This window comes from Drancourtella sp. An12 (assembly GCF_002160935.1).
Taxonomy (GTDB): Bacteria; Bacillota; Clostridia; order Lachnospirales; family Lachnospiraceae; genus Sellimonas; species Sellimonas catena.
In genome coordinates this window covers 31,575-51,519 of record NZ_NFLO01000001.1, presented here as the reverse complement: position 1 = coordinate 51,519, position 19,945 = coordinate 31,575, and the positions used below count along the sequence as shown (strand labels likewise).

The 19,945-nt window shown below is 43.4% G+C and carries 18 protein-coding genes and 1 tRNA gene; 2 read left to right on the top strand and 17 right to left on the bottom strand.

Annotated elements, in window-relative coordinates; all coding sequences use genetic code 11:
- The first annotated feature begins 35 nt into the window (after positions 1 to 35).
- Positions 36 to 497 (top strand): hypothetical protein, encoded by a 462-nt coding sequence (locus B5E64_RS00260; RefSeq protein WP_087166531.1) that lies wholly within the window; start codon positions 36 to 38, stop codon positions 495 to 497.
- A gap of 49 nt (positions 498 to 546) precedes the next feature.
- Here the strand turns inward: B5E64_RS00260 and B5E64_RS00255 are convergent, their stop codons facing one another.
- The 13 genes from B5E64_RS00255 to B5E64_RS00195 all read right to left on the bottom strand — a co-directional run bounded on the left by B5E64_RS00255 (position 547) and on the right by B5E64_RS00195 (position 13,495).
- Positions 547 to 3,498, bottom strand: coding sequence for a lamin tail domain-containing protein (locus tag B5E64_RS00255; RefSeq protein WP_087166530.1), 2,952 nt, complete (start codon positions 3,496 to 3,498; stop codon positions 547 to 549).
- A gap of 132 nt (positions 3,499 to 3,630) precedes the next feature.
- Positions 3,631 to 4,572: a choloylglycine hydrolase gene (gene bsh / locus B5E64_RS00250; RefSeq protein WP_087166529.1), complete on the bottom strand. Its 942-nt coding sequence runs from the start codon at positions 4,570 to 4,572 to the stop codon at positions 3,631 to 3,633.
- Positions 4,573 to 4,646: 74 nt separating this feature from the next.
- Entirely contained in the window at positions 4,647 to 5,660 is a 1,014-nt protein-coding gene (locus B5E64_RS00245) for an acyltransferase family protein (protein ID WP_087166528.1), read from the bottom strand.
- A gap of 61 nt (positions 5,661 to 5,721) precedes the next feature.
- Positions 5,722 to 6,309: a class I SAM-dependent methyltransferase gene (locus B5E64_RS00240; RefSeq protein WP_087166527.1), complete on the bottom strand. Its 588-nt coding sequence runs from the start codon at positions 6,307 to 6,309 to the stop codon at positions 5,722 to 5,724.
- A gap of 1 nt (position 6,310) precedes the next feature.
- Positions 6,311 to 6,721: a peptide deformylase gene (locus B5E64_RS00235; protein WP_087166526.1), complete on the bottom strand. Its 411-nt coding sequence runs from the start codon at positions 6,719 to 6,721 to the stop codon at positions 6,311 to 6,313.
- 427 nt (positions 6,722 to 7,148) lie between these two features.
- Positions 7,149 to 7,760 (bottom strand): type I restriction enzyme HsdR N-terminal domain-containing protein, encoded by a 612-nt coding sequence (locus tag B5E64_RS00230; protein WP_162610107.1) that lies wholly within the window; start codon positions 7,758 to 7,760, stop codon positions 7,149 to 7,151.
- A gap of 74 nt (positions 7,761 to 7,834) precedes the next feature.
- A complete protein-coding gene (locus tag B5E64_RS00225) occupies positions 7,835 to 8,803 on the bottom strand; it encodes an ORF6N domain-containing protein (RefSeq protein ID WP_087166524.1) in 969 nt (322 codons plus the stop codon).
- Between the two features lie 171 nt (positions 8,804 to 8,974).
- Positions 8,975 to 9,048: transfer RNA gene (locus tag B5E64_RS00220), tRNA-Arg, on the bottom strand.
- Between the two features lie 54 nt (positions 9,049 to 9,102).
- Positions 9,103 to 9,981: a DUF3881 family protein gene (locus B5E64_RS00215; RefSeq protein ID WP_087166523.1), complete on the bottom strand. Its 879-nt coding sequence runs from the start codon at positions 9,979 to 9,981 to the stop codon at positions 9,103 to 9,105.
- Positions 9,981 to 11,261 (bottom strand): serine--tRNA ligase, encoded by a 1,281-nt coding sequence (gene serS, locus B5E64_RS00210; protein WP_087166522.1) that lies wholly within the window; start codon positions 11,259 to 11,261, stop codon positions 9,981 to 9,983. The genes B5E64_RS00215 and serS overlap by 1 nt, the downstream gene beginning before the upstream one ends.
- Positions 11,262 to 11,278: 17 nt before the next feature.
- Positions 11,279 to 11,806: a DUF4446 family protein gene (locus B5E64_RS00205; RefSeq protein ID WP_087166521.1), complete on the bottom strand. Its 528-nt coding sequence runs from the start codon at positions 11,804 to 11,806 to the stop codon at positions 11,279 to 11,281.
- A 1-nt stretch (position 11,807) separates the two neighbouring features.
- Positions 11,808 to 12,728, bottom strand: a complete 921-nt coding sequence (locus tag B5E64_RS00200) for a ParB/RepB/Spo0J family partition protein (RefSeq protein WP_087166520.1) — start codon at positions 12,726 to 12,728, stop codon at positions 11,808 to 11,810.
- Entirely contained in the window at positions 12,725 to 13,495 is a 771-nt protein-coding gene (locus B5E64_RS00195) for an AAA family ATPase (RefSeq protein ID WP_087166519.1), read from the bottom strand. The genes B5E64_RS00200 and B5E64_RS00195 overlap by 4 nt, the downstream gene beginning before the upstream one ends.
- A 499-nt stretch (positions 13,496 to 13,994) precedes the next feature.
- On the opposite strand from B5E64_RS00195, the gene B5E64_RS00190 reads away from it, so the two are divergent.
- On the top strand, positions 13,995 to 14,945 hold the full coding sequence (locus tag B5E64_RS00190) for an alpha/beta fold hydrolase (protein ID WP_087166518.1): 951 nt from the start codon (positions 13,995 to 13,997) through the stop codon (positions 14,943 to 14,945).
- A gap of 41 nt (positions 14,946 to 14,986) precedes the next feature.
- On the opposite strand, the gene rsmG is transcribed toward B5E64_RS00190, so the two are convergent.
- From rsmG to jag, 4 genes are all read right to left on the bottom strand, one after another.
- On the bottom strand, positions 14,987 to 15,700 hold the full coding sequence (gene rsmG, locus B5E64_RS00185; protein WP_087166517.1) for a 16S rRNA (guanine(527)-N(7))-methyltransferase RsmG: 714 nt from the start codon (positions 15,698 to 15,700) through the stop codon (positions 14,987 to 14,989).
- Positions 15,701 to 15,718: 18 nt separating this feature from the next.
- Positions 15,719 to 17,620, bottom strand: a complete 1,902-nt coding sequence (mnmG, locus tag B5E64_RS00180; RefSeq protein WP_087166516.1) for a tRNA uridine-5-carboxymethylaminomethyl(34) synthesis enzyme MnmG — start codon at positions 17,618 to 17,620, stop codon at positions 15,719 to 15,721.
- Positions 17,586 to 18,956, bottom strand: coding sequence for a tRNA uridine-5-carboxymethylaminomethyl(34) synthesis GTPase MnmE (gene mnmE / locus B5E64_RS00175; protein WP_087166908.1), 1,371 nt, complete (start codon positions 18,954 to 18,956; stop codon positions 17,586 to 17,588). The genes mnmG and mnmE overlap by 35 nt, the downstream gene beginning before the upstream one ends.
- 114 nt (positions 18,957 to 19,070) lie before the next feature.
- Complete coding sequence (gene jag / locus B5E64_RS00170; RefSeq protein ID WP_087166907.1) at positions 19,071 to 19,937, bottom strand: RNA-binding cell elongation regulator Jag/EloR; 867 nt, start codon at positions 19,935 to 19,937, stop codon at positions 19,071 to 19,073.
- Positions 19,938 to 19,945: the final 8 nt, after the last annotated feature.

Here is a 19,945-nt window from a genome sequence, read left to right as displayed (position 1 = left end):
TCTGTTTCCGCCATATAAAAAGGAGAAATGTTGCCATGACAGACTATAAAAATTCAGCAGAAGGACGCATCGTCACTGCAAAATATCAGGATATTCTGCATCTTTCCCGTCCGGAACCATCCTACCGGCATCCCCGTATGCCCGTTGCCGGCCGCGCAAAGATCTTCTCACCTTTCGCCGCTCTGCGCGGATATGAAGAGGAAATCGCCGAGGAAGACTGGAAAAAGAATCTGGTCCCGAAAAAACTTCTGTCAGAAGAGAAGTCCCTGCAGATTTCCGTGCTCCTTTCTCGGGTAGAAAAGGGAAGCTCTCTCTCAGTTCGTTTTTTTCAGGAGGACATGCACCATTCTGACACGCCACCTCTTGGAATCTATAAAGAGGTTTCAGGAATTGTAACCAGAATTGATTCTGTCTTTCAGAAACTTGTCATCTCTGACGGAGAAACTGAAACAGTGATTTCTTTTGACTCTCTGGCGGAAATAAAGCTTCCGGAATGAGCTGATTTTTTTACTCACCCCGGAAGCTTTCTGCTATTTTAACAAAGCATTACATAAAATGTCTCTTTTTCATGATGAAGCCGCTGATGATTCCTCCAAGAGAAATTACGGCTGCTCCGGCCCAGAGAAGTACATTACTGCTGTCTCCGGTTTTTGGTGCCTGTGTTCCTGAATCACTTTCAGAAACGGCAGTCTTATTTTGATCCGCAAAGTTTTGATTCTGAGCATCCATTCCTCCGGCATTCTTGTCTCCGCTGTTCTGGTTTCCACCAGTCTGCTGGTTATCCCCTGTCTGCTGATTTCCTCCAGTCTGCTGTCCATCATCTCCTGATGTCTCACTGTAGTCACAATTCAACGAACCAACTGTCAGTGCACCGGATGTAACTCCATCCCGGAACCGGTATACCGGCCTTTGTCCGTTTACAGTATAAGAAGCATCCGCAATGGCAAAGCCTTCATTATTGGCGGAGGTATCCACACCTGACGGCGGAAGTACATGGACAATTTCCGGTGTCTCCGTTCCATTCAGAGTGATTTTTGCTCCTCTATTACCGTAACCGTCATCCGTCATCACCCAAAGAACATTTTCGTAGGTATCATAGTCCAGTGACATGGCACCTCCAAGTTTGGAATCAATATCTGCAATCTGTACAGATGTACCATCTTCATTCAATACATAGGCGTAAACATGTCCGTTATCTTCCAAAGCCACGAAAAATACACCATCAGCGACCGCATCCGGATAGTCTGCCGGGTCAAATGCAGCCCCTGTATTCTGGTCAAACAGTTTTCCTGTTACAGCCGTGTCAGAAACCCATTCGACTGCTTCAATTCCCATATTTGCAGATACCTGCGGCAGAGAAGACGTCAAATCCCACTCATTGACTGCTGTCAGGTCTGATCCTTCTGTGTCCGGATCTACCACCAGAATAGAATTATAATTGATTCCCTTCTGACTATTATCACGCTCCGATGCAATATAAACAAGTCCGGCTCCATCTACTGTAATTCCTTCCGCATCCGGTCCGGCAGCAGACGGATCAGATGCATCCTTCTGAAAACGAATCCTCTTTCCTTCTTCAAATCCATTCGCAAAGCTTAATGTGCCGTCTTTTGCAACATCCAGAATCCAGAATTTTCCGGTTCCGTTATCTACCGCATACAACTGTCCTCCAAAAAAGTCAAGTCCTGAAGAATCTTCCAGAAATGTAGATTCTGTATCAAATACGGTAACCTCTTCTGCTCCCGGCCATGCGATTACTTCCGGAATATCCGCAAACTTATTCGCTGCTCCCGGAGTTGCTTCCTGCGTATTCCTGTACTCCTGTCCGTTTACATCCGGATAAAGTCCCCAGGTCGGACTTGTATGCCCGGTCCATGTAGTGTTCGCAATCAGATTTCCATCTTCGTACAGACGGACAGAATCATCGCTTCCCAGTCCGAAATTCAAGTCATCAATCACCAGATACCCGTCTGCCGGAATGGTCGTCCCTTCCGGTATTACATACTCATGCGAATCATCATTATCTTTGATAACAATTCCGGAAACATCTAACGCTTCCTGTGTCGGGTTTGCCAGTTCCACCCAGTCCGCTCCTCCATCCGGATCATTGGACTGCACTTCGTTAAGCACCACGGGATTCACGATCAGGTTAGCCTCTCCTTTAGTGGAAGTCTGGAAATCCGTCAGTTCTCCTGTTCCGTCCGGAATTCTTGCATATACTCCCGCTGCATGAGTCGTCCAGCTGTATTCAGCAACAGCCGCGCCTTCGCTGTTATAAATGGATACCTTGTCCTCATTCCCCAAACCGAATGAAAAATCACGGTTTCCCTCAAAAACATAGTATTCTCCCGGATTTAAGATCGTTCCTTCCGCTACAGGAGTAATATCGGACGCATGTCCTACCGGATCATTATCATACAGGTACCATCCTGAAATATCTACCGCAGTATCTCCTGTATTTTTGATTTCTACCCAGTCTGTGCTGTCACCATTCGATTCTACTTCGTTGATTACAACAGATGGAGCATACCATTCATTCGCCTGTCCTTTTGTCTCTTTTGTGAGTGCAAATGCTCCTGTTCCATCCGGATATCTTCCATAAGAAGCCTGAGCCGCATCTCCTTCATATGAAGCATGTTCAGTCCAGGAGTATTCATCTAGAAGAGTTCCTTGTGAATCATAAAGCCGGATAGAATCCGCAGACCCGATTCCGATTGCTGCCTCAAACGTATTTTCTTCAAACGTGTCTGTCTGGTCATTATAAATTCTTCCCATTGTTTTAGCATCAACCACCAGCAGCGCTCCCGGTTCTATCGTGGAACCTTCCGGAAATCTCCACCGATGGTCATCGGAATTATCACGAATTTCACACCCTGACAGATCAATGGTTTCATTTCCTGTATTCATCAGTTCTACCCAGTCATCCGGAGAGGAATTGATTTCATTTATCACAAGCGCCATCATATTCTGTCCGGATTCGCCGTTTTCCCCTTCTCCTGGTTCCTGTGCGGTAACATTTACCGCTCCCTTTGTAGAACTCTGATCAACAAACTCTCCTGTCCCATCTGGTACTCTGGAATAAGTTCCCAAAGCATGTCCGTCATAGCTGTAGGTATCCTTCAGACTGCTGTTTGCGTTGTACAAGGAAACAGTATCGCTTTTCCCAAGCCCAAAACTAAAATCAATACTGTCCTCCAATACCATTACCGCTCCTGCTTCCAGCACTGTTCCATCTGGAAATTGCTTTGTCTCATTGCTCGTAAGCCGTTCCAGACCCTTGTCGTCTGTGACAAACCAGCCACTGATATCCACGGCCTGATCTCCTGTATTTACTATCTCAATCCAGTCATTCCCTCCATTCGGATCATCAGACTCGACTTCATTGATAAAAACCGTATTTCCGGAAGATGCAGCAGACACAGGCATGCCTGCTGCCGAGGCAACTGCGGATGCGGTTAAAAATGCTGCAAGTGCTATACTGAGCTGTCGTTTCTTCATATTTAGACGTTCTCCCTTCTCAAATTATGATTTTTTTAAGTTTAACAGGAGAATGTCAAATCTGAAGTTGCAACACGTAAAATCATCGTAAAAAGAAAGCAGAGCAATCTTACGCTCTGCCTTTTTTCCTTCCTAAAACACCGTTATCAGTTCAGCCCCTTCCAGATCCGTTTCCTGCATCTCTACTTTCCGGATCCGGCTGTCATCGTATGTTTTGTAATAATATACACCTGTCCGTGTATTAATACAGCAGGAATAAGTGGTGATATCATATGTTCCGGCCTCTGTAATCACAGACCCGCGCACCATCGATACCCCGTCCAGAATATGAAAGAACTGGGAAACATTCGATTTCTCGTCCTGCGGCGATACGGAATTCCATTTCAGGAAGGCAGCCCTTACAAATCTGGCCGCGGAAGAAGCATCTCCCGGCAATCCTGCCGCTCCCATTCCCTGTGCGTAAGGCTTTAAACTCAGCTTGTCACAAAAGCGGTTCTCCGGGCTTTTTGCGCTGAGATTCATATAATTGTTCATATTCAGCCTGTGATATTCAAACGGCGGATTATTCGTCAGCACACCAAATGGATTTTCGTAAATTTTCAGTCCTTCCTGAACAGCCTCCAGAACAAGACACTGTTCCCGGTCCGCCAGCATCCAGTGAAGCGGCGCCGGAGGCATCTTCTCAGAAAACGCAAGGTCCACAATTTTCATTTTCTCAAGATCATTTTTCACTTCCGCCACCGTGGAATAGTTTCCCAAAATCCAGGCAATGATCTCAAAAGAGGCAAGTTCCATTCCCTGACCTTCCGGTTTCTGATAGTATGCGTTTCCCGGGAAATTCAGCCCTGCCATACACAGCCCCTTTTCATTTACCGCTTCCGCATATAAAGGGAACCGGCTGACAGCTGATGCCATGCCGATCATGGCATAATGCTGTTCCTTACGCCCTGCCAGACGGAAATCCAGCGGGAAATTCCTCGGTGTAATCACAACCTTCTCCCCGAAAGAGCAGTCCAGATCCAGATTCCTTCCAAAGTAAAAATCTCCATTGTCATACGTAATACAGGTACACATATCATTCTTTCCTTTCCGCTATCGCACGTTTTGATTCTATTATTCACTTTCCTCTATCCGGACATTCATTCCCTCTATGTAATTTTCTTCCCGATCGTTGTCTGCCTCATAATCAGGACACACACAAAGGACACTGCCGCAATCACAAACGTCAGCCCCGGTATTGCAATCCATGCCGTAAAATCAGTTGGTTCCATATATTTTTTGTAATTATCCAGAAATAAAATATGGATCAGATATATGCCAAACGAACAGTTGCAAAAAAGGTCTATTATACGCTTCCTGCGGTCTGAAGGCTGAAAATTTCCATCATTCACCCTTATCATAATGATAAAAAACATAACGGATGCCAAAATCACAAACGGCGAACCATAAGTCAGTTCTTTTTCATAATGATACCCTTTTGCAAATGTTGCCCCCATGGTTGCTCCAAAAGATACCGCCATACTGAATATACAAATCAGCACTGCTGTTTTCTGGCGAATCGGGATTTTTTTCCTGTACTTGCTAATATAATAACCGAAAAACAAATAGTATGTATAGACTTTATCTCCAATCAACGGCAGATCATAATACAGTTCCTCACCTGTAAAAGTAGTACGAAAATTCAGAAGCACTGCTCCTGTCGAAATAATCAGGAGTGCAGTTTCAAGATTCTTCGACAGGTTTCTGCACATAACCTGCAGAAACGGAAGCACCAGATAAATCGGTATCATAGCATACAGGTACCAAAGATGTGCTTCCGCAGGAACAAAAATAATTTCCTGCAGTTTTACTTCTGTTTTCATATAACAGGTATTCCACAGATAATAAACCACGCTCCATACAGCCAATACCGACAAAAAGCGTAAGATCCTTCTGCAGTGCTTTTTCAGTGTCTCCTCTCTTCCCAGCAGCAACGCCCCGGAAATCATAAAAAAGTAAGGTACACTTACCCTCGCTGCCGTATCGACCACCAAAGAAAATGCGTACTCGCTGTTCGGAATTTCTCCATAAGCTCTGCAGAAATAATTACTTACGTGAATCGCAATGACCAGAACAAAAGAAATCATCCTGATCAGTTCAAGATTATAATTCTTTTCTTTCATCTCATTTGTTCTCCCCCGACTTCAGGAATTGCCGGATTCCATATCATCCCTTTTCTCCTTTTTACATTTTAAAAATTACAATCCGTTCCCGGCTGTCTTTTCCATCGTATAAATCTCCACAGTCAATCTCATCATAAAATGTCAGTTCATTCACCGTCATCAGAAAAGAAATATATTCATCTGACGGGTAATAGAAAAACAGTAAAATTTCTCTTGGCGCCTCGTAATACGAATCCCGAATCCTGCTGATCACTTTTTGCAGGATTTCCAGAGAAAACGGGTTGAAAAAATAGATCCGGTCCACACTTTCCGGCACCGGAAATTCTCCCGCATCGACAGCCTGAAACGTTACCCTTCCCGAAACTGACGACATATTCTGATTTTCCACTGCTTTTTCATAAATCCGCTCATCATACTCGATTCCAATGGACCTGCACCTGGTCTGCCACGACAAAAAGAAATCAACACGGCCTTTGCCGCATCCATAGTCCAAAAGCATATTTCCTTTCCGGATATATCCGCTGTTTGCCAGACGCTCCAGAACCGGATACGGCGTCGGCTCATATGGATACCGGTACTGGTCTGCATGAGAATCATCTCGCCCGGTTGTGCGGATCTGCAGCAGCTTGTCCCATTTTTCCTCTTTCATATCAGATCAGAATTCCTTCCAGATGATCGAGTTCATGCTGGCAGATCTGAGCCTGCCAGCCGCTCAGCTTCTGCCGCTGCTTTGTCCAGTTCATATCATAATATTCCACCTCAATGTTCTGATAACGGGTGGTTTTCCGGACACCGGGAAGGGAAAGACATCCCTCTTCTGTCTCGTACGGCGTGTCCTTTCTGACCATGACCGGGTTAAACATGACAACGTCAAACATCCCCATATTCACAATAATCACCCGTTTTCTGACTCCGATCATATTGGCCGCCATGCCGACACACGCCTCCCGGTTAGCCGCCAATGTATCCTGCAGGTCTCTCCCAACCTGCAAATCTTCCCTTGAAGCAGGCTCAGACTTCTGCCCAAGGAAGAAAATATCTTTCATAATTGTTTTTACCATTTGTATCCATCCTGTCTATGCACTAATTTTCAGCTGAATCTATGATATCATAAATTGCTTTCAAATACATGAAAGAAGCTGAAACTCCTTATTGTTTAATGTTTTTTTATATTTCTAAACGCTTCAAGAATCAGAACGGAGCTTATCACGTGTTCAAAGAAATCACTAAATTCCTCAGAAGTAACATATAGTAACCTGTCAGTCCGAAATTCTCCCAAATGTATCCGCCCGTTCTTTTCGTCCACTAACGAAGGCATTCTCATCCTTACATACTCAAGCACTTCCTGCACTTTTGCCCTGCCTTTGCGGCCGACATTAATTTTCCCGCTGTGGTTTATAAAGCAACGCACTCCTTCTTTGGTATGACATAGTTCCATATTTGTATCTAATATTAATTGCAGCGCATGATGGCATCTATTCCCATCGTCTACTGCTGCGGCCAGTATCGTTTTTTCTTCAGATGCTCCCTGGTCTGTCTTCCTATATAGCTGTCATAATGTCTGCGTACATATGTGATATTCTCAAGCGTCTTTAAATCCGGACGTGAAGAAAGTGTCATTGCCTGTGGTGTTTCATTACAGTTAGATCTGCACATCCGTTTGTATGAGGCAGGACATTCTGTCTCTTTATATCCGGATCTCTGATCAAACCGAAATACTCTCAGATCACTTCCGTTCGTTGCGAAAGCAAATTCTGAATTTAAAGCTTCGGCATAGCGCAACAGCTGAGCAATTACCTTCTCATCGATCGGAATATACGCTGCCTTGCACTCCACTACAGCCAGAATTGTATTTCCATCGGGCCGTAAAATCAGTATATCTGCCCGGTCTCTTCGTTCCGGATATCCGTACCGCTTCATGGAAACTTCGGTCTGTATGTTTCTTAAAGGGATATGCAGTTTCCATCTGAAAAATTTGACCGTTGTCTGCCGTTTGATTTTTTCCGGTGTTTTTAAGATGTACTTTTTCCTGCATTTATCATAAAAATACTTCTTCCCGTCAAATGTATATTCTCTGTGAAATGAGAGAAGTTTTTGCATAAAAATTCCCCTTTCAAAAAATAAAAAGCAGGAACTGTTTCGCATTTTCAGCTAATAATTCCTGCTTTTGAAACTCATTCCTCCGTTTCCAGTTCTAACCTCTGCAATATATCCCTGATGATCCCTGCATCTTGAATAAGGTTAATCCCAAAACACTTTTTTCCTGCATCCTTTAATGATGCTCCCACATGATAAGCTGTACCTCTATCAAGAATTAAAAAGCGATCATGGAACACCTTTGTGTATTTCACTTCCAGAGTTGGATACTGTGCATTGAAATTCTCCACATCTGTTTTGGTAAGTCTTGTCCGTTTTTGAGTGTAGATTGTAACAGACACGTTTTCATTTTTCTTGGAGAGTAAATTTAATGTTCCCACATCCACATATCCATCTATCAGTGTAATTTCTTTTTCTGCCTTTTGTATCAGACTGACAATCAAACTGAATGCATCATAAATCTGACCATCAAAAAACACTTTCTGGCCAGCTTCCTCATGCCCGGATATGTACTCAAATATCTGCTCTAATTTCTCATCAGTCTGTTTCTGGTATTCCAGCTGTTTTAGTTCTATGTTGCTGATACGTTCAAAAAGCAAAGCGTTATTGGCTATAAAACGCCTCATCTCTACAAATGCATTCATAATATTGATACTAACTTGAATAGCAACATCGCTTCTTAAAACAGCCGATAACATTGCGATTCCCTGTTCAGTAAAAACATAAGGTAAATATCTTCTGCCACCTTTTTTGTTACCATTAGCATCCTCCTCTTTTGAGGTCACAATTTGTGATCTCAAAGCCTCATACTCGTCTTTACTAATTTGAAACCTAAAACTATCCGGAAAGCGTGCTATATTTCTTTTTACAGCCTGATTAAAAACTCTTGTTTCCACCTGATACAACATGGCTAAATCGCTATCCAGCATAACCTGCTGGTTGCGTATAACATAAATCATGCTCTTAATATCATAGTGTGCCACTTCACTGTTTGGTGCCTGGGCTTTTTCATCAATAACTACCAATTCTTTTTCTGTTTTGCTCATAGCTATACCTGCCTCTCGAATTTCAACGAATCAATTCAGCACACCAACTATCTCTTTCCCTATAAAGCAATTATACCATGTTGCAGGCTTTTTGCCTAAATCTATAAAGGACAAAATAAAAAACAGGAGATTATTTCGCCTTTTCGGCTGATAATTCCTGCTTTTAAAACCCGTTCCCGAGGTGATTCGAACACCCGACCTACCGCTTAGGAGGCGGTCGCTCTATCCTGCTGAGCTACGGAAACATAATTGTCACAACACCCCTGATTATACCATATCCCGGGGGTGTTGTGAAGCTTTTATGAAAAATTAATTTTACCCTGGAGCCAGATATTCGTGCGGAACCTTCTTCCCACTGCCGGTTCTCCCAGTATATTGGCTTTCGGAATGCAGACATCAAAAATCATTTCATTGACATCCAGTGTGAGAATCATGATTTTTTCCCTTGTCACCTCATTGATAACCAGATCCATATCCAGGATTTCACCCATGATTGAATACAGGTCACATTCTACGCCGTACGGCATAAAATACGTGTCTATAATACTGAAAATATCCTCTGTAACCACTCTTTTGGACACTTTCTGGTACGTATCCATATCTTTGAGTGTCAGTGTCTCTATTGCCTCGGAATCGCCTTTTCTGGCGGCGCTTACAAGCATCATCCGGTCCCGGAACTGTTCTCTTTGTTCCTTTTTGTCCTTTTCATTTTTTGTGACAGGGAACAGAACAGTACCATCATATGCAAGTCCCGCGAGCGTCACGGATGTTTTCTTTTTGCTGAGATTTCCAGACTGAAGTTCTCTTACATACTCCATCGGATTCTGAAGATAAAACATCAGGGAAATGTCCACTCTGGCATCCTCGCAGATGCCTATATAAGCCTCTTTGTCAATCTTTTTCTCTACAATAACATCCGCGTATGTGGTGATTCCTTTTCCTTGAAATACAGGTACGCTGTATTCTTTTTCAAAGTTTTCGTCCAGATCCATTACACCGTACATGGCCAGTTCCAGACGCTCTCCAAGAATCTTTCGGAATTCACAGTAATCGGTATCTTCATCCAGTATCATTCTTTCATGGGAGGTGAATTCTCTGCGGACTTCCTCTTCCACTTTTCTCATCATGGATCCGGAGATATCACCTCCGAACCCGATTGCTTTTGAATATTTATGCATTATCTGATTTCCTTCATTCCACCCATGTAAGGCTGAAGCGCTTCCGGAATCTTCACAGAGCCATCTGCCTGAAGATTGTTTTCCAGAAATGCGATCAGCATTCTTGGCGGCGCTACTACTGTGTTATTGAGTGTATGTGCAAAATATTTCTTTCCGTCCTGTCCTTTTACACGGATTCCAAGACGTCTTGCCTGAGCGTCTCCAAGGTTGGAGCAGCTTCCTACTTCAAAATATTTTTTCTGTCTTGGAGACCATGCTTCCACATCGCAGGACTTCACTTTCAGATCCGCAAGATCTCCGGAGCAGCATTCCAGTGTACGTACCGGGATATCCAGAGTGCGGAAGAAATCTACTGTGTTTTTCCACATTTTTTCATACCATTCCATACTGTCTTCCGGTTTACATACAACAATCATTTCCTGCTTTTCAAACTGATGTATTCTGTATACACCACGCTCTTCAATTCCGTGTGCCCCTTTTTCTTTTCTGAAGCATGGAGAATAACTGGTCAGTGTTCTCGGAAGTGTCTCCTCCGGAAGCATGGAATCAATGAATTTTCCAATCATGGAGTGTTCACTTGTTCCGATCAGGTACAGATCTTCTCCTTCAATCTTATACATCATTGCATCCATTTCTGCGAAGCTCATTACTCCGGTCACGACATTGCTGCGGATCATAAACGGCGGTACACAGTAAGTAAATCCGCGGTTAATCATAAAATCTCTTGCATAAGAGATTACCGCTGAGTGAAGCCTTGCAATGTCCCCCATCAGGTAATAGAAACCGTTTCCTGCCACTTTTCCGGCGCTTTCCAGATCGATTCCATTGAATTTTTCCATGATTTCTGTATGATATGGGATCTCATAGTCCGGAACAACCGGCTCTCCGAAGCGTTCCAGCTCTACATTTTCGCTGTCATCTTTCCCGATTGGTACAGACGGATCAATGATATTCGGAATCACCATCATGATCTTTTTGATTTTCTCTTCTACTTCCTTTTCTTCTGCAGAAAGTTCAGCTGTTCTTCCGGCATTTTCCTCCACCTGTTTTTTCAGTTCTTCCGCTTCTTCTTTCTTTCCCTGAGCCATGCAGGCACCGATTTGTTTTGAAATTTTGTTCTTATCTGCTCGCAGCGCTTCTACTTCCTGTTTGATTTCACGGTTTCTCTTGTCAAGTTCCAGTACTTCATCTACCAGCGGCAGTTTCTCATCTTGAAATTTCTTTTTGATATTTTCTTTTACTACATCCGGGTTACTTCTGACAAACTTAATATCTAACATTTTAAACTCTTCCTTCCTTATTCTATTCCTGCCAGTTCCTCTGAATCACCATACATAGCCTGTTCCAGTGATTCCGCCTCTTCCTCGGCAAGTTCTGTGTGACATTCTCCGTTCACAATTTCTTTTATATAAATGTAACATCCTTCTCTGCTGTGCATGGCATTTAAGATCCAGCCATTATCTTCTCCATCCAGTATCGTAAACGCAAAGCTCAATTTCCCGCCCATTTCATTAAAAGCATCGTACTGCACCAGTCCCGTTTTCTGAATACTTCCACTGATTTTTTCTTTTAATGACCGCAGTTCCATCTGATTCTGTCCGGAAAGTTCTTCAATCCTCTCCATTTCTTCCAGGTGACGCCGGATATTATCTTCCAGCGTCTTCCCGTCGCTTCCTCGCATAAACCGGGAATAGCTTCTTTTCAGTCGATTATACTTCATGTTGAGACTCACAAGAAAAGCTCCCAGTATAATCAGAATCAGAAACATGACAATCAGAATATATGCCGGATCAATACCTATCGATTCCAGAATTTTACTCTGCATCTTATCTGACTTCCTCTCTAATACTCATGATCATCTCAAACAGTCTTTCCAGTTCTTCGTCAGAATAATACTCTATTTCTATTTTTCCTTTGCCATTTGCCTTTCTGTTGACGCTGACTTTCGTTCCCATGATTCCTTTCATTTTTTCCTCCAGATCATGGTAAATAAAATCATTTTCCTTTTTTACTTTCTTTTTCTCCGGTTTTGGTTTATTCCATTCACGGATCAGTTTTTCTGTCTCTCTTACACTCAGTTTTTCATCAAAAACCTGAGCGGCAGCCGCATACTGTTCTTCCTTATCTTCCAAAGCAAGCAGTGCCCTTGCATGTCCACTTGAAATCATATCGTCAATCAGCATCTGCTGTACTCTTTCATCCAGCTTCAGGAGACGGATCGAATTCGTTACTGCTGTTCTGCTCTTTCCGACACGCTCCGCGATTTCATCCTGCTTCATGGAAAACTCTTCCATCAGTCTTTTATATGCCTGTGCTTCTTCTACTGGATTCAGGTTTTCTCTCTGAATGTTTTCTATCAGAGCAATCTCAACGACTTCCTGTTTTGAATATTCTCTTATAATCACCGGCACTTCCTTGACTCCGGCCAGCTTAGCTGCCCTCCATCTCCGTTCTCCGGCGATAATTTCATAATATCCGTCCTTTTTCTGTACAAGAAGCGGCTGCAGCACTCCAAACTGCTTGATCGACTCTGCAAGTTCCAGAAGGGAATCTTCCTCAAAATTTCTTCTCGGCTGTTCTCTGTTTGGTTCAATCATATTGATTTTCACCAGTTTCTCTCCAGTTGATACCACTTCTTCTGTTTTTTCCTTTGCAGGCGTACTCTTTTTGGCCGAACGGTTATCCGGGATCAGACTGTCCAGTCCCTTTCCAAGTCCTTTTCCTAATCCACTTCTTTTCGCTGTCATTCTTCTTCTCCTTTATGAATCACTTCATCTGCCAATAGCATATAACTCTCTGCTCCGGTTGACTTTGGATCATACAGATTAATCGGCATACCATAGCTTGGCGCCTCAGCAAGTCTGATATTTCTCGGAATGATGGTCTTGTAGATCGTCTGTTCCAGGTTATCTTTTACATTTTCCACTACCTGAAGTGAAAGATTTGTTCTCGCATCATACATTGTGAACACGACGCCTTCCATCTTCAGATTCTCATTCAATCTTTCCTGTACAAGTTCAATTGTGTGGATCAGCTGGCTTAATCCCTCCAGAGCATAGTATTCACACTGAATCGGGACCAGTACACTGTCAGCTGTCGTCATCGCATTGATTGTCAACATATTCAAAGACGGAGGGCAGTCGATAATCACATAATCATAATTTTCTCTTATCTTTGCCACCTCATCTCTGAGGATATATTCTTTGTTTTCTACTCCAATCATTTCGATTTCGGCGGCCGACAAATCAATATTTGTAGGAAGCACGTCCAGATTTTCAATCACTTCTTTGCACAGAACCTCTTCAATTCCTGCTTTTCCAATGATCAGATCATAGACTGTATTTTCCACCTGATCTTTCTCTACCCCCAGCCCGCTGGTCATATTTCCCTGCGGGTCCATGTCAATCGCCAATACTTTCTGTCCTTTTGCCGCCAGACACGAGGATAAATTAATAGCTGTTGTCGTCTTGCCGACGCCGCCTTTCTGATTGGCAACCGCAATTATTCTACCCATTTATACTTCACCTTTCTTTCATAAGCCTTATTATAACATTTTTTATTTCTATAATCTATATAATGTTTCATGTGAAACATGAAAAATTCGTAACGATTCGGCTATGTGGTTCAGATTTCGGTGAAATGTTTCACGTGAAACAAAAAAATTTCGTGGCCATTCAGCTCCATAACTCAACTTTCAGTAGCATGTTTCACGTGAAACATCAAGAAACTCGTGTCAATTCAGCCGTGCAGCTCCGATTTCGGCAAAAATGTTTCACGTGGAACATTTTGGAACAAAACCAGATCTTTATCTTCAAACTAAAATCGTCCCTCAAACACATGATGTTTCACGTGAAACATTTTCTTTTTGCACCAAACCACTGCGCCTTGAATTCTCGATGAGCAATAACCAAAACAAGAATCGTGTCGAAAATTTCATACATTCACTTCTTTTCTTGCTCTATCCAATGTAGTATAATATATCATAAGAATAACTATGAAAGTTGGCCGAATTTATGAAGAAAAAAATAAGATCTTTTGTTATCCTGACTGCCTTATGTGCAGCTACAATACATATTATAAACAGAACGATTCATCATCTCTCTACACTGCATAATCTGCTTCACAAAGAGAATGAATCTGATTATGAATGGCGTTTTGGGAAGATTCATTATAGAAAATGCGGCACTGGGAAGCCTTTGCTGCTGCTCCACGATCTTGCTCCGGCAAGCTCATCTGTAGAGTGGTCTCACATTGTTCCTTTACTTTCCAGGGAGCATACTGTTTATACGGTAGATCTTCTCGGATGTGGTCAGTCAGATAAGCCAAACCTGACCTATACCAATTTTCTGTATGTACAGATGATTTCCGATTTTATCAAACATGTAGTCCATGAACCTGTAGATGTCATCGCCACTGGTGCTTCTGCTCCTCTTGTAGCAATGACAGCAACCTCCAGCCAGGAACTAATTGATAAAATGATCTTCGTTAATCCGCAGAGCCTGCATGAGTTGGCTAAAATACCTTCCAAGCGTAGCAAATTATTATACCACTTTATCAATATGCCACTGCTTGGCACTTTCCTTTATAATATCTTGTTCTGCCGGAGACGGATTGCCGCAAAATCGGAAGAAGCATTCTTTGATCCTGCTCAGATCGATGAGCTTATGGTCAATACCTATTATGAGTCTGCTCATCTGGATCATATGCATTCCAGATACCTGTTTGCAAGCATCCGCGGAAACTATACGAATGTGAACCTTGCACCATTCCTTTCAAGGATCACACACAGTATCTTTATTATTACCGGTGCTGAGAATCCTCTCTTTAATGAGAACGCATCCCAGTATCAAAAATACCTTCCGTCAATCGAAATTGTCTCCATGGGAGAGACAAAAGCCTATCCTCACATTGAAAAACCGGAAGAATTTTGCGAACAGGTTGAGATCCTTCTTGATCCAAAATAACAAAAAAAATGAGTGTTTCACGTGAAACACTCATTTTTTTATTACTGTAATGGCTCTTTTGCAGGCAGGCCTGCTTTTCTCGGATATTTCTTTGCCGTAGATTTGATTTTCTTAATTTTAATGAATGAACGGCCAATCTCGGTTCCCTGCAGCTTGAACTTATACACTTCTTCGATTGTTCCTCCAAGAATTTTTGCCGCATTGCGTGCCTGTTCTACTTCTTCATCCACTTCTTCCGACTTATACGGTACAAAATAGCCGCCAACTTTTACATAAGGAAGGCAATATTCCGATAAAGTGGCCAGATTTGCCACTGCGCGCGATACACAAAGGTCAAACTTTTCTCTATAATCCGCCTTTTTAGCGAAATCTTCTGCTCTTCCATGGATCGTTTCAATTCCGTTAAGTCCCAGCTTTGCAATTACCTCATTCAGAAAACGGATTCTTTTATTTAATGAATCCAGCAACACAACTTTGATCTCCGGAAAGACGATTTTAAGCGGAATTCCCGGAAATCCGGCTCCGGTCCCCACATCGATCAATGATGATACCTTTGTCATATCACAGCTTTTGACAATCGAAAGGCTGTCCAGGAAATGCTTTTCATTCACTTCCTCATATTCTGTAATTCCGGTGAGATTCATTACCTTGTTCCATTCCACCAGAATATCATAATACTGATCAAACTGTTCGTACTGTCTGTCCGTCAGGGAAAGACCGATCTCTTTTAATCTTGCTTCAAACACCTTATCCACTCTTCTTCTCCTTTCCCGTTAAGCCCGTCTCATGGACTCCAGATAGACCAGCAGCACGGAAATATCTGCCGGTGAAACCCCGGATATTCTGGATGCCTGTCCGATGGATACCGGACGCTGCGCGCTCAGCTTCTGCACTGCCTCAATCCGAAGGCTTTTCACATCGTTATAATCAATATCCTCCGGTATTTTCTTTTTCTCCATCTTCTTGAACTGTTCCACCTGCCGCATCTGCCGCTTGATATATCCGTCATATTTAATATTAATATCAACCTGCTCTGCCACTTCTTCCGGAATCTGCGGCCTGTTTTCATCAATTGAAGCCAGAATATTGTAATGAAGCTCCGGTCTCCGGATCAGATCCGCAATGGTTGCTCCGGAATTCAGCGGAGTACTTCCATACTGTATTAACAGATTCTGTACTTTTTCACTAGTTCCTACATTTACATGTTCTACTCGTTCTATCTCAGATGTAATCATTTTTTCCTTTTCCAGAAGCTTTTCATACCGTTCTTCTGAAACCAGCCCGATTTCATGCCCAATCTTCGTCAGTCTCTGGTCCGCATTGTCCTGACGAAGCAGGAGGCGGTATTCTGCCCTGGAGGTCATCATTCTGTATGGTTCATGGCTCTCTTTTGTAACCAGATCATCGATGAGAACACCGATATAAGCCTGGGAACGGTCCAGAATGAGCTGTTCCCTGCCAAGAATCTTCTGCGCCGCATTGATGCCCGCTACAAGTCCCTGTGCCGCAGCCTCCTCATATCCGGAGCTTCCGTTAAACTGTCCGGCACTGTAGAGCCCTTCCACCTTCCGAAATTCCAGCGTCGGATAAAGCTGTCTTGCATCGATACAGTCATACTCAATCGCATAGGCATTTCTCACAATCTTCGCATGCTCCAGCCCCGGTACAGAACGGTACATCTCATACTGTACATCCTCCGGGAGAGAACTGGACATTCCGCCGATATACATCTCATTCGTATATTCTCCCTCCGGTTCGATGAATACCTGATGCCTGTTTTTATCTGCGAATTTTACGACCTTGTCTTCGATAGACGGACAATACCTCGGTCCGGTTCCCTCGATCGCGCCGGAAAACAGAGGGGATCTGTCCAGATTATTCCGGATGATTTCATGGGTTTTTTCATTCGTATACGTCAGCCAGCAGGAAATCTGCTCTCTCTGCACCGATTCCGGATCTGTTGTAAAGGAAAACGGTGTAATTCTTTCGTCTCCCTTCTGCTCTTCCATCTTGGAAAAATCAATCGATCTGCGGTCGATTCTCGCCGGAGTTCCTGTCTTAAAACGGTACATTGATACACCGAGCTTCTTCATGCAGTCAGACAGGTATGTGGACGCCTGAAGGCCGTTTGGGCCGGTTTCTATGCTGACATCACCATAAATACACCTCGCCTTCAAATACGTCCCTGTACAGAGGATTACGGCCTTACAGCGGTATATGGCACCGGAGATGATCTGTACTCCGGTAACTTTCCCGTCTTCCACGAGAATATCCACCACTTCCGCCTGCTTTAAATCCAGCCCCAGCTGGTTTTCCAGCACCATACGCATGGCCTTGCTGTACTCCTGTTTATCCGCCTGCGCTCTCAATGAATGAACCGCAGGCCCTTTGGAACGGTTGAGCATTTTTGACTGAATAAATGTGCGGTCGATGACCTTTCCCATCTCTCCGCCGAGAGCATCCACCTCTTTTACCAGATGCCCCTTTGATGTTCCACCGATATTCGGATTGCACGGCATCATCGCCACGCTTTCCATGCTGACCGTAAAGACAATCGTCCTCATCCCAAGTCTTGCCGCCGCCAGGGCCGCCTCACAGCCCGCATGTCCGGCGCCGATTACGGCAACATCGTACACGTCTTTATTTTCCCATACAGAATTTACTGAATATTTCATTAACCAGATCCTCTCCTATCGTTTCTCCCGTAATACTTCCAAGTGCTTCGTATGCATCCATCAGATCAATCGTATAAAAATCCTCCGGCATGCCGTCTTCGATACTTCGTTTTACCTGTTTCAGGCTTGTAAAGGCCTGTTCCAGAGCCTCTTTCTGTCTCACATTCGTAATATAGACTTCATCATTAAAAGCAATCTCGCCCCGGAAAAACATCTCCTTTACGGTCTGTTCCAGTTCGTAGATTCCCTCTTCTTCCTTTGCTGAAATCTCAATCATCGGCTTATCCAGATGTTCCTGGATCATTTCTTTTGTCACCTTTGTCTCAAGATCCGACTTATTCAACAGAACAATCACGTTCTTATCCTGGATCATCTCCATGATCTCAAAATCATTTTCATCCAGATTTCGCGATGAGTCAACTACAAAAATAATCAAATCCGCATCTTCCGCCTGATTTTTCGCCCGGTCGACGCCGATTTTTTCCACCACATCTTCTGTCTTTCGGATTCCGGCCGTATCCATAATATTCAGGCTGACTCCGTTTAACTGGATGTGCTCTTCCAGAATATCCCTTGTCGTCCCCTCAATCTCCGTCACAATGGCCCGCTCTTCTCCTACCAGCGCATTCAGAAGAGAGGACTTCCCTGCATTTGGCTTTCCTACGATCACCGTCCGGATTCCTTCCTGCATCATCCTGCCGTTATCCGCAGTATCGATCAGTTTTTTCAGTTCTTTCAACAATTCCTCTACTTTTTCCACAAGGGTATCTCCGTATCCGTCCAGAGAAATATGCTCCGGATCATCCAGGGCAGACTCAATGTAGGCTGTATGATACAGAATTTCTTCCCTCATGGCGCTGATTTTGCGTTGTACGCTTCCTTTCAACTGACTGACTGAATTCTTCAGGGCATACTCATTTTTGGAATGAATGACGTCTATGACCGCCTCTGCCTGCGACAGATCCATCCTTCCGTTCAGGAAAGCCCTCTTTGTAAATTCACCCGGTTCAGCAGCTCTGGCACCGTTTTTCAGTACGGTTTCCAGTATTTTTCTGACGACAAAGACTCCTCCGTGGCAGTCGATTTCCACGGTATCTTCTCCTGTATAGCTGTGCGGCCCTTTCATAAGCATCACCAGCACTTCATCTATCGTATTTTCCCCGTCCTTGATCCACCCGTAATGTACGGTATGAGATGGCTGCGAGGAAAGTGTTTTCTTCCCTTTATAGATCCTGTCTGCAATTTCAAATGCATCCGGTCCGCTGATCCTTACAATTCCGATTCCGGAATCCGACATGGCTGTCGAGATCGCTGCGATTGTCTCCGTTACTTTCATCATGTCTGCACCCTCTCTTGTTCCTGCATATTCTGCACTGGAAATATTTTCCTGTTCAAAAAACAAAAAGGGCAGATTCTCCTGTTGTCATGGAAATCAGCCCTTTTTCTATCTTTACTTATTTCTGATTAAGGTTACTACGACTCTTCTGTAAGGCTCTTCTCCTTCACTGTGTGTCGTCACATAACGGTCTGCCTGAAGAGCAGAATGAATAATTCTTCTTTCGTATGGATTCATCGGTTCCAGAGCAACCGGTTTCTTCGTTCTCTTTACCTTGTAGGCAATGTTTTTCGCAAGATTTTCGAGAGTTTCTTTTCTTCTTCTTCTGTAGTCTTCTGTATCCAGCTTCACTCTCACATATCCATCCTGTGTCTTGTTTGCTACTCTGTTTGTAAGATACTGAAGAGAATCCAGTGTCTGACCTCTCTTACCGATCAGGATTCCCATATTCTTTCCATCCATCACGATTTCGAGGGCGCCCTCTTCATCAATACGGGATGAAATTTTAACTTCCATATCCATTGCGTGAAGCACGTCTGTGAGGAATTTCTCACATGCTGCAATTGTCTCATCCTGCACTTTTGCGAGCTTTTTACTCTCCTGAACCGGCTTTGTTTCTTTTACTTCTTTCACTTCAGCCGCTTCTTTTTCTCTTTTTTCTTTCCGCTCTTTCTTTTCTCTGCGCGGTTTTTTCTCTTTTACCTCGGATTTCATCTCCGGTTTTACTGCTTTTTCTTCGCCTTTTACCTCAGAGATAACCTCCTGGATTTCTTCTTTAAGCTCTTCTAATTCATCTTCTTTTTCTACTGTTTTCTTTTTCCATGCACGGATGACAGCCTGTTTGCTTCCGATTCCAAGAAAACCGCTGCTTCCTTTTTCAATTACATCGTATTCCAGCATATCACTTGTAACACCAAGCTGGATCAGGGCTTCTGTAATTGCATCATCCACTGTTTTTGCTGATACTGTAATTTCACCCATCCTGATAA

What these genes read in the sequence shown, in the direction of transcription:
- B5E64_RS00260 (WP_087166531.1), top strand. Translation starts at nt 36, where the DNA reads ATGACAGACTATAAAAATTCAGCAGAAGGACGCATCGTCACTGCAAAA.
- B5E64_RS00255 (WP_087166530.1), bottom strand. Translation starts at nt 3,498, where the DNA reads ATGAAGAAACGACAGCTCAGTATAGCACTTGCAGCATTTTTAACCGCA.
- bsh (WP_087166529.1), bottom strand. Translation starts at nt 4,572, where the DNA reads ATGTGTACCTGTATTACGTATGACAATGGAGATTTTTACTTTGGAAGG.
- B5E64_RS00245 (WP_087166528.1), bottom strand. Translation starts at nt 5,660, where the DNA reads ATGAAAGAAAAGAATTATAATCTTGAACTGATCAGGATGATTTCTTTT.
- B5E64_RS00240 (WP_087166527.1), bottom strand. Translation starts at nt 6,309, where the DNA reads ATGAAAGAGGAAAAATGGGACAAGCTGCTGCAGATCCGCACAACCGGG.
- B5E64_RS00235 (WP_087166526.1), bottom strand. Translation starts at nt 6,721, where the DNA reads ATGGTAAAAACAATTATGAAAGATATTTTCTTCCTTGGGCAGAAGTCT.
- B5E64_RS00230 (WP_162610107.1), bottom strand. Translation starts at nt 7,760, where the DNA reads ATGCAAAAACTTCTCTCATTTCACAGAGAATATACATTTGACGGGAAG.
- B5E64_RS00225 (WP_087166524.1), bottom strand. Translation starts at nt 8,803, where the DNA reads ATGAGCAAAACAGAAAAAGAATTGGTAGTTATTGATGAAAAAGCCCAG.
- B5E64_RS00215 (WP_087166523.1), bottom strand. Translation starts at nt 9,981, where the DNA reads ATGCATAAATATTCAAAAGCAATCGGGTTCGGAGGTGATATCTCCGGA.
- serS (WP_087166522.1), bottom strand. Translation starts at nt 11,261, where the DNA reads ATGTTAGATATTAAGTTTGTCAGAAGTAACCCGGATGTAGTAAAAGAA.
- B5E64_RS00205 (WP_087166521.1), bottom strand. Translation starts at nt 11,806, where the DNA reads ATGCAGAGTAAAATTCTGGAATCGATAGGTATTGATCCGGCATATATT.
- B5E64_RS00200 (WP_087166520.1), bottom strand. Translation starts at nt 12,728, where the DNA reads ATGACAGCGAAAAGAAGTGGATTAGGAAAAGGACTTGGAAAGGGACTG.
- B5E64_RS00195 (WP_087166519.1), bottom strand. Translation starts at nt 13,495, where the DNA reads ATGGGTAGAATAATTGCGGTTGCCAATCAGAAAGGCGGCGTCGGCAAG.
- B5E64_RS00190 (WP_087166518.1), top strand. Translation starts at nt 13,995, where the DNA reads ATGAAGAAAAAAATAAGATCTTTTGTTATCCTGACTGCCTTATGTGCA.
- mnmG (WP_087166516.1), bottom strand. Translation starts at nt 17,620, where the DNA reads ATGAAATATTCAGTAAATTCTGTATGGGAAAATAAAGACGTGTACGAT.
- mnmE (WP_087166908.1), bottom strand. Translation starts at nt 18,956, where the DNA reads ATGAAAGTAACGGAGACAATCGCAGCGATCTCGACAGCCATGTCGGAT.
- jag (WP_087166907.1), bottom strand. Translation starts at nt 19,937, where the DNA reads ATGGGTGAAATTACAGTATCAGCAAAAACAGTGGATGATGCAATTACA.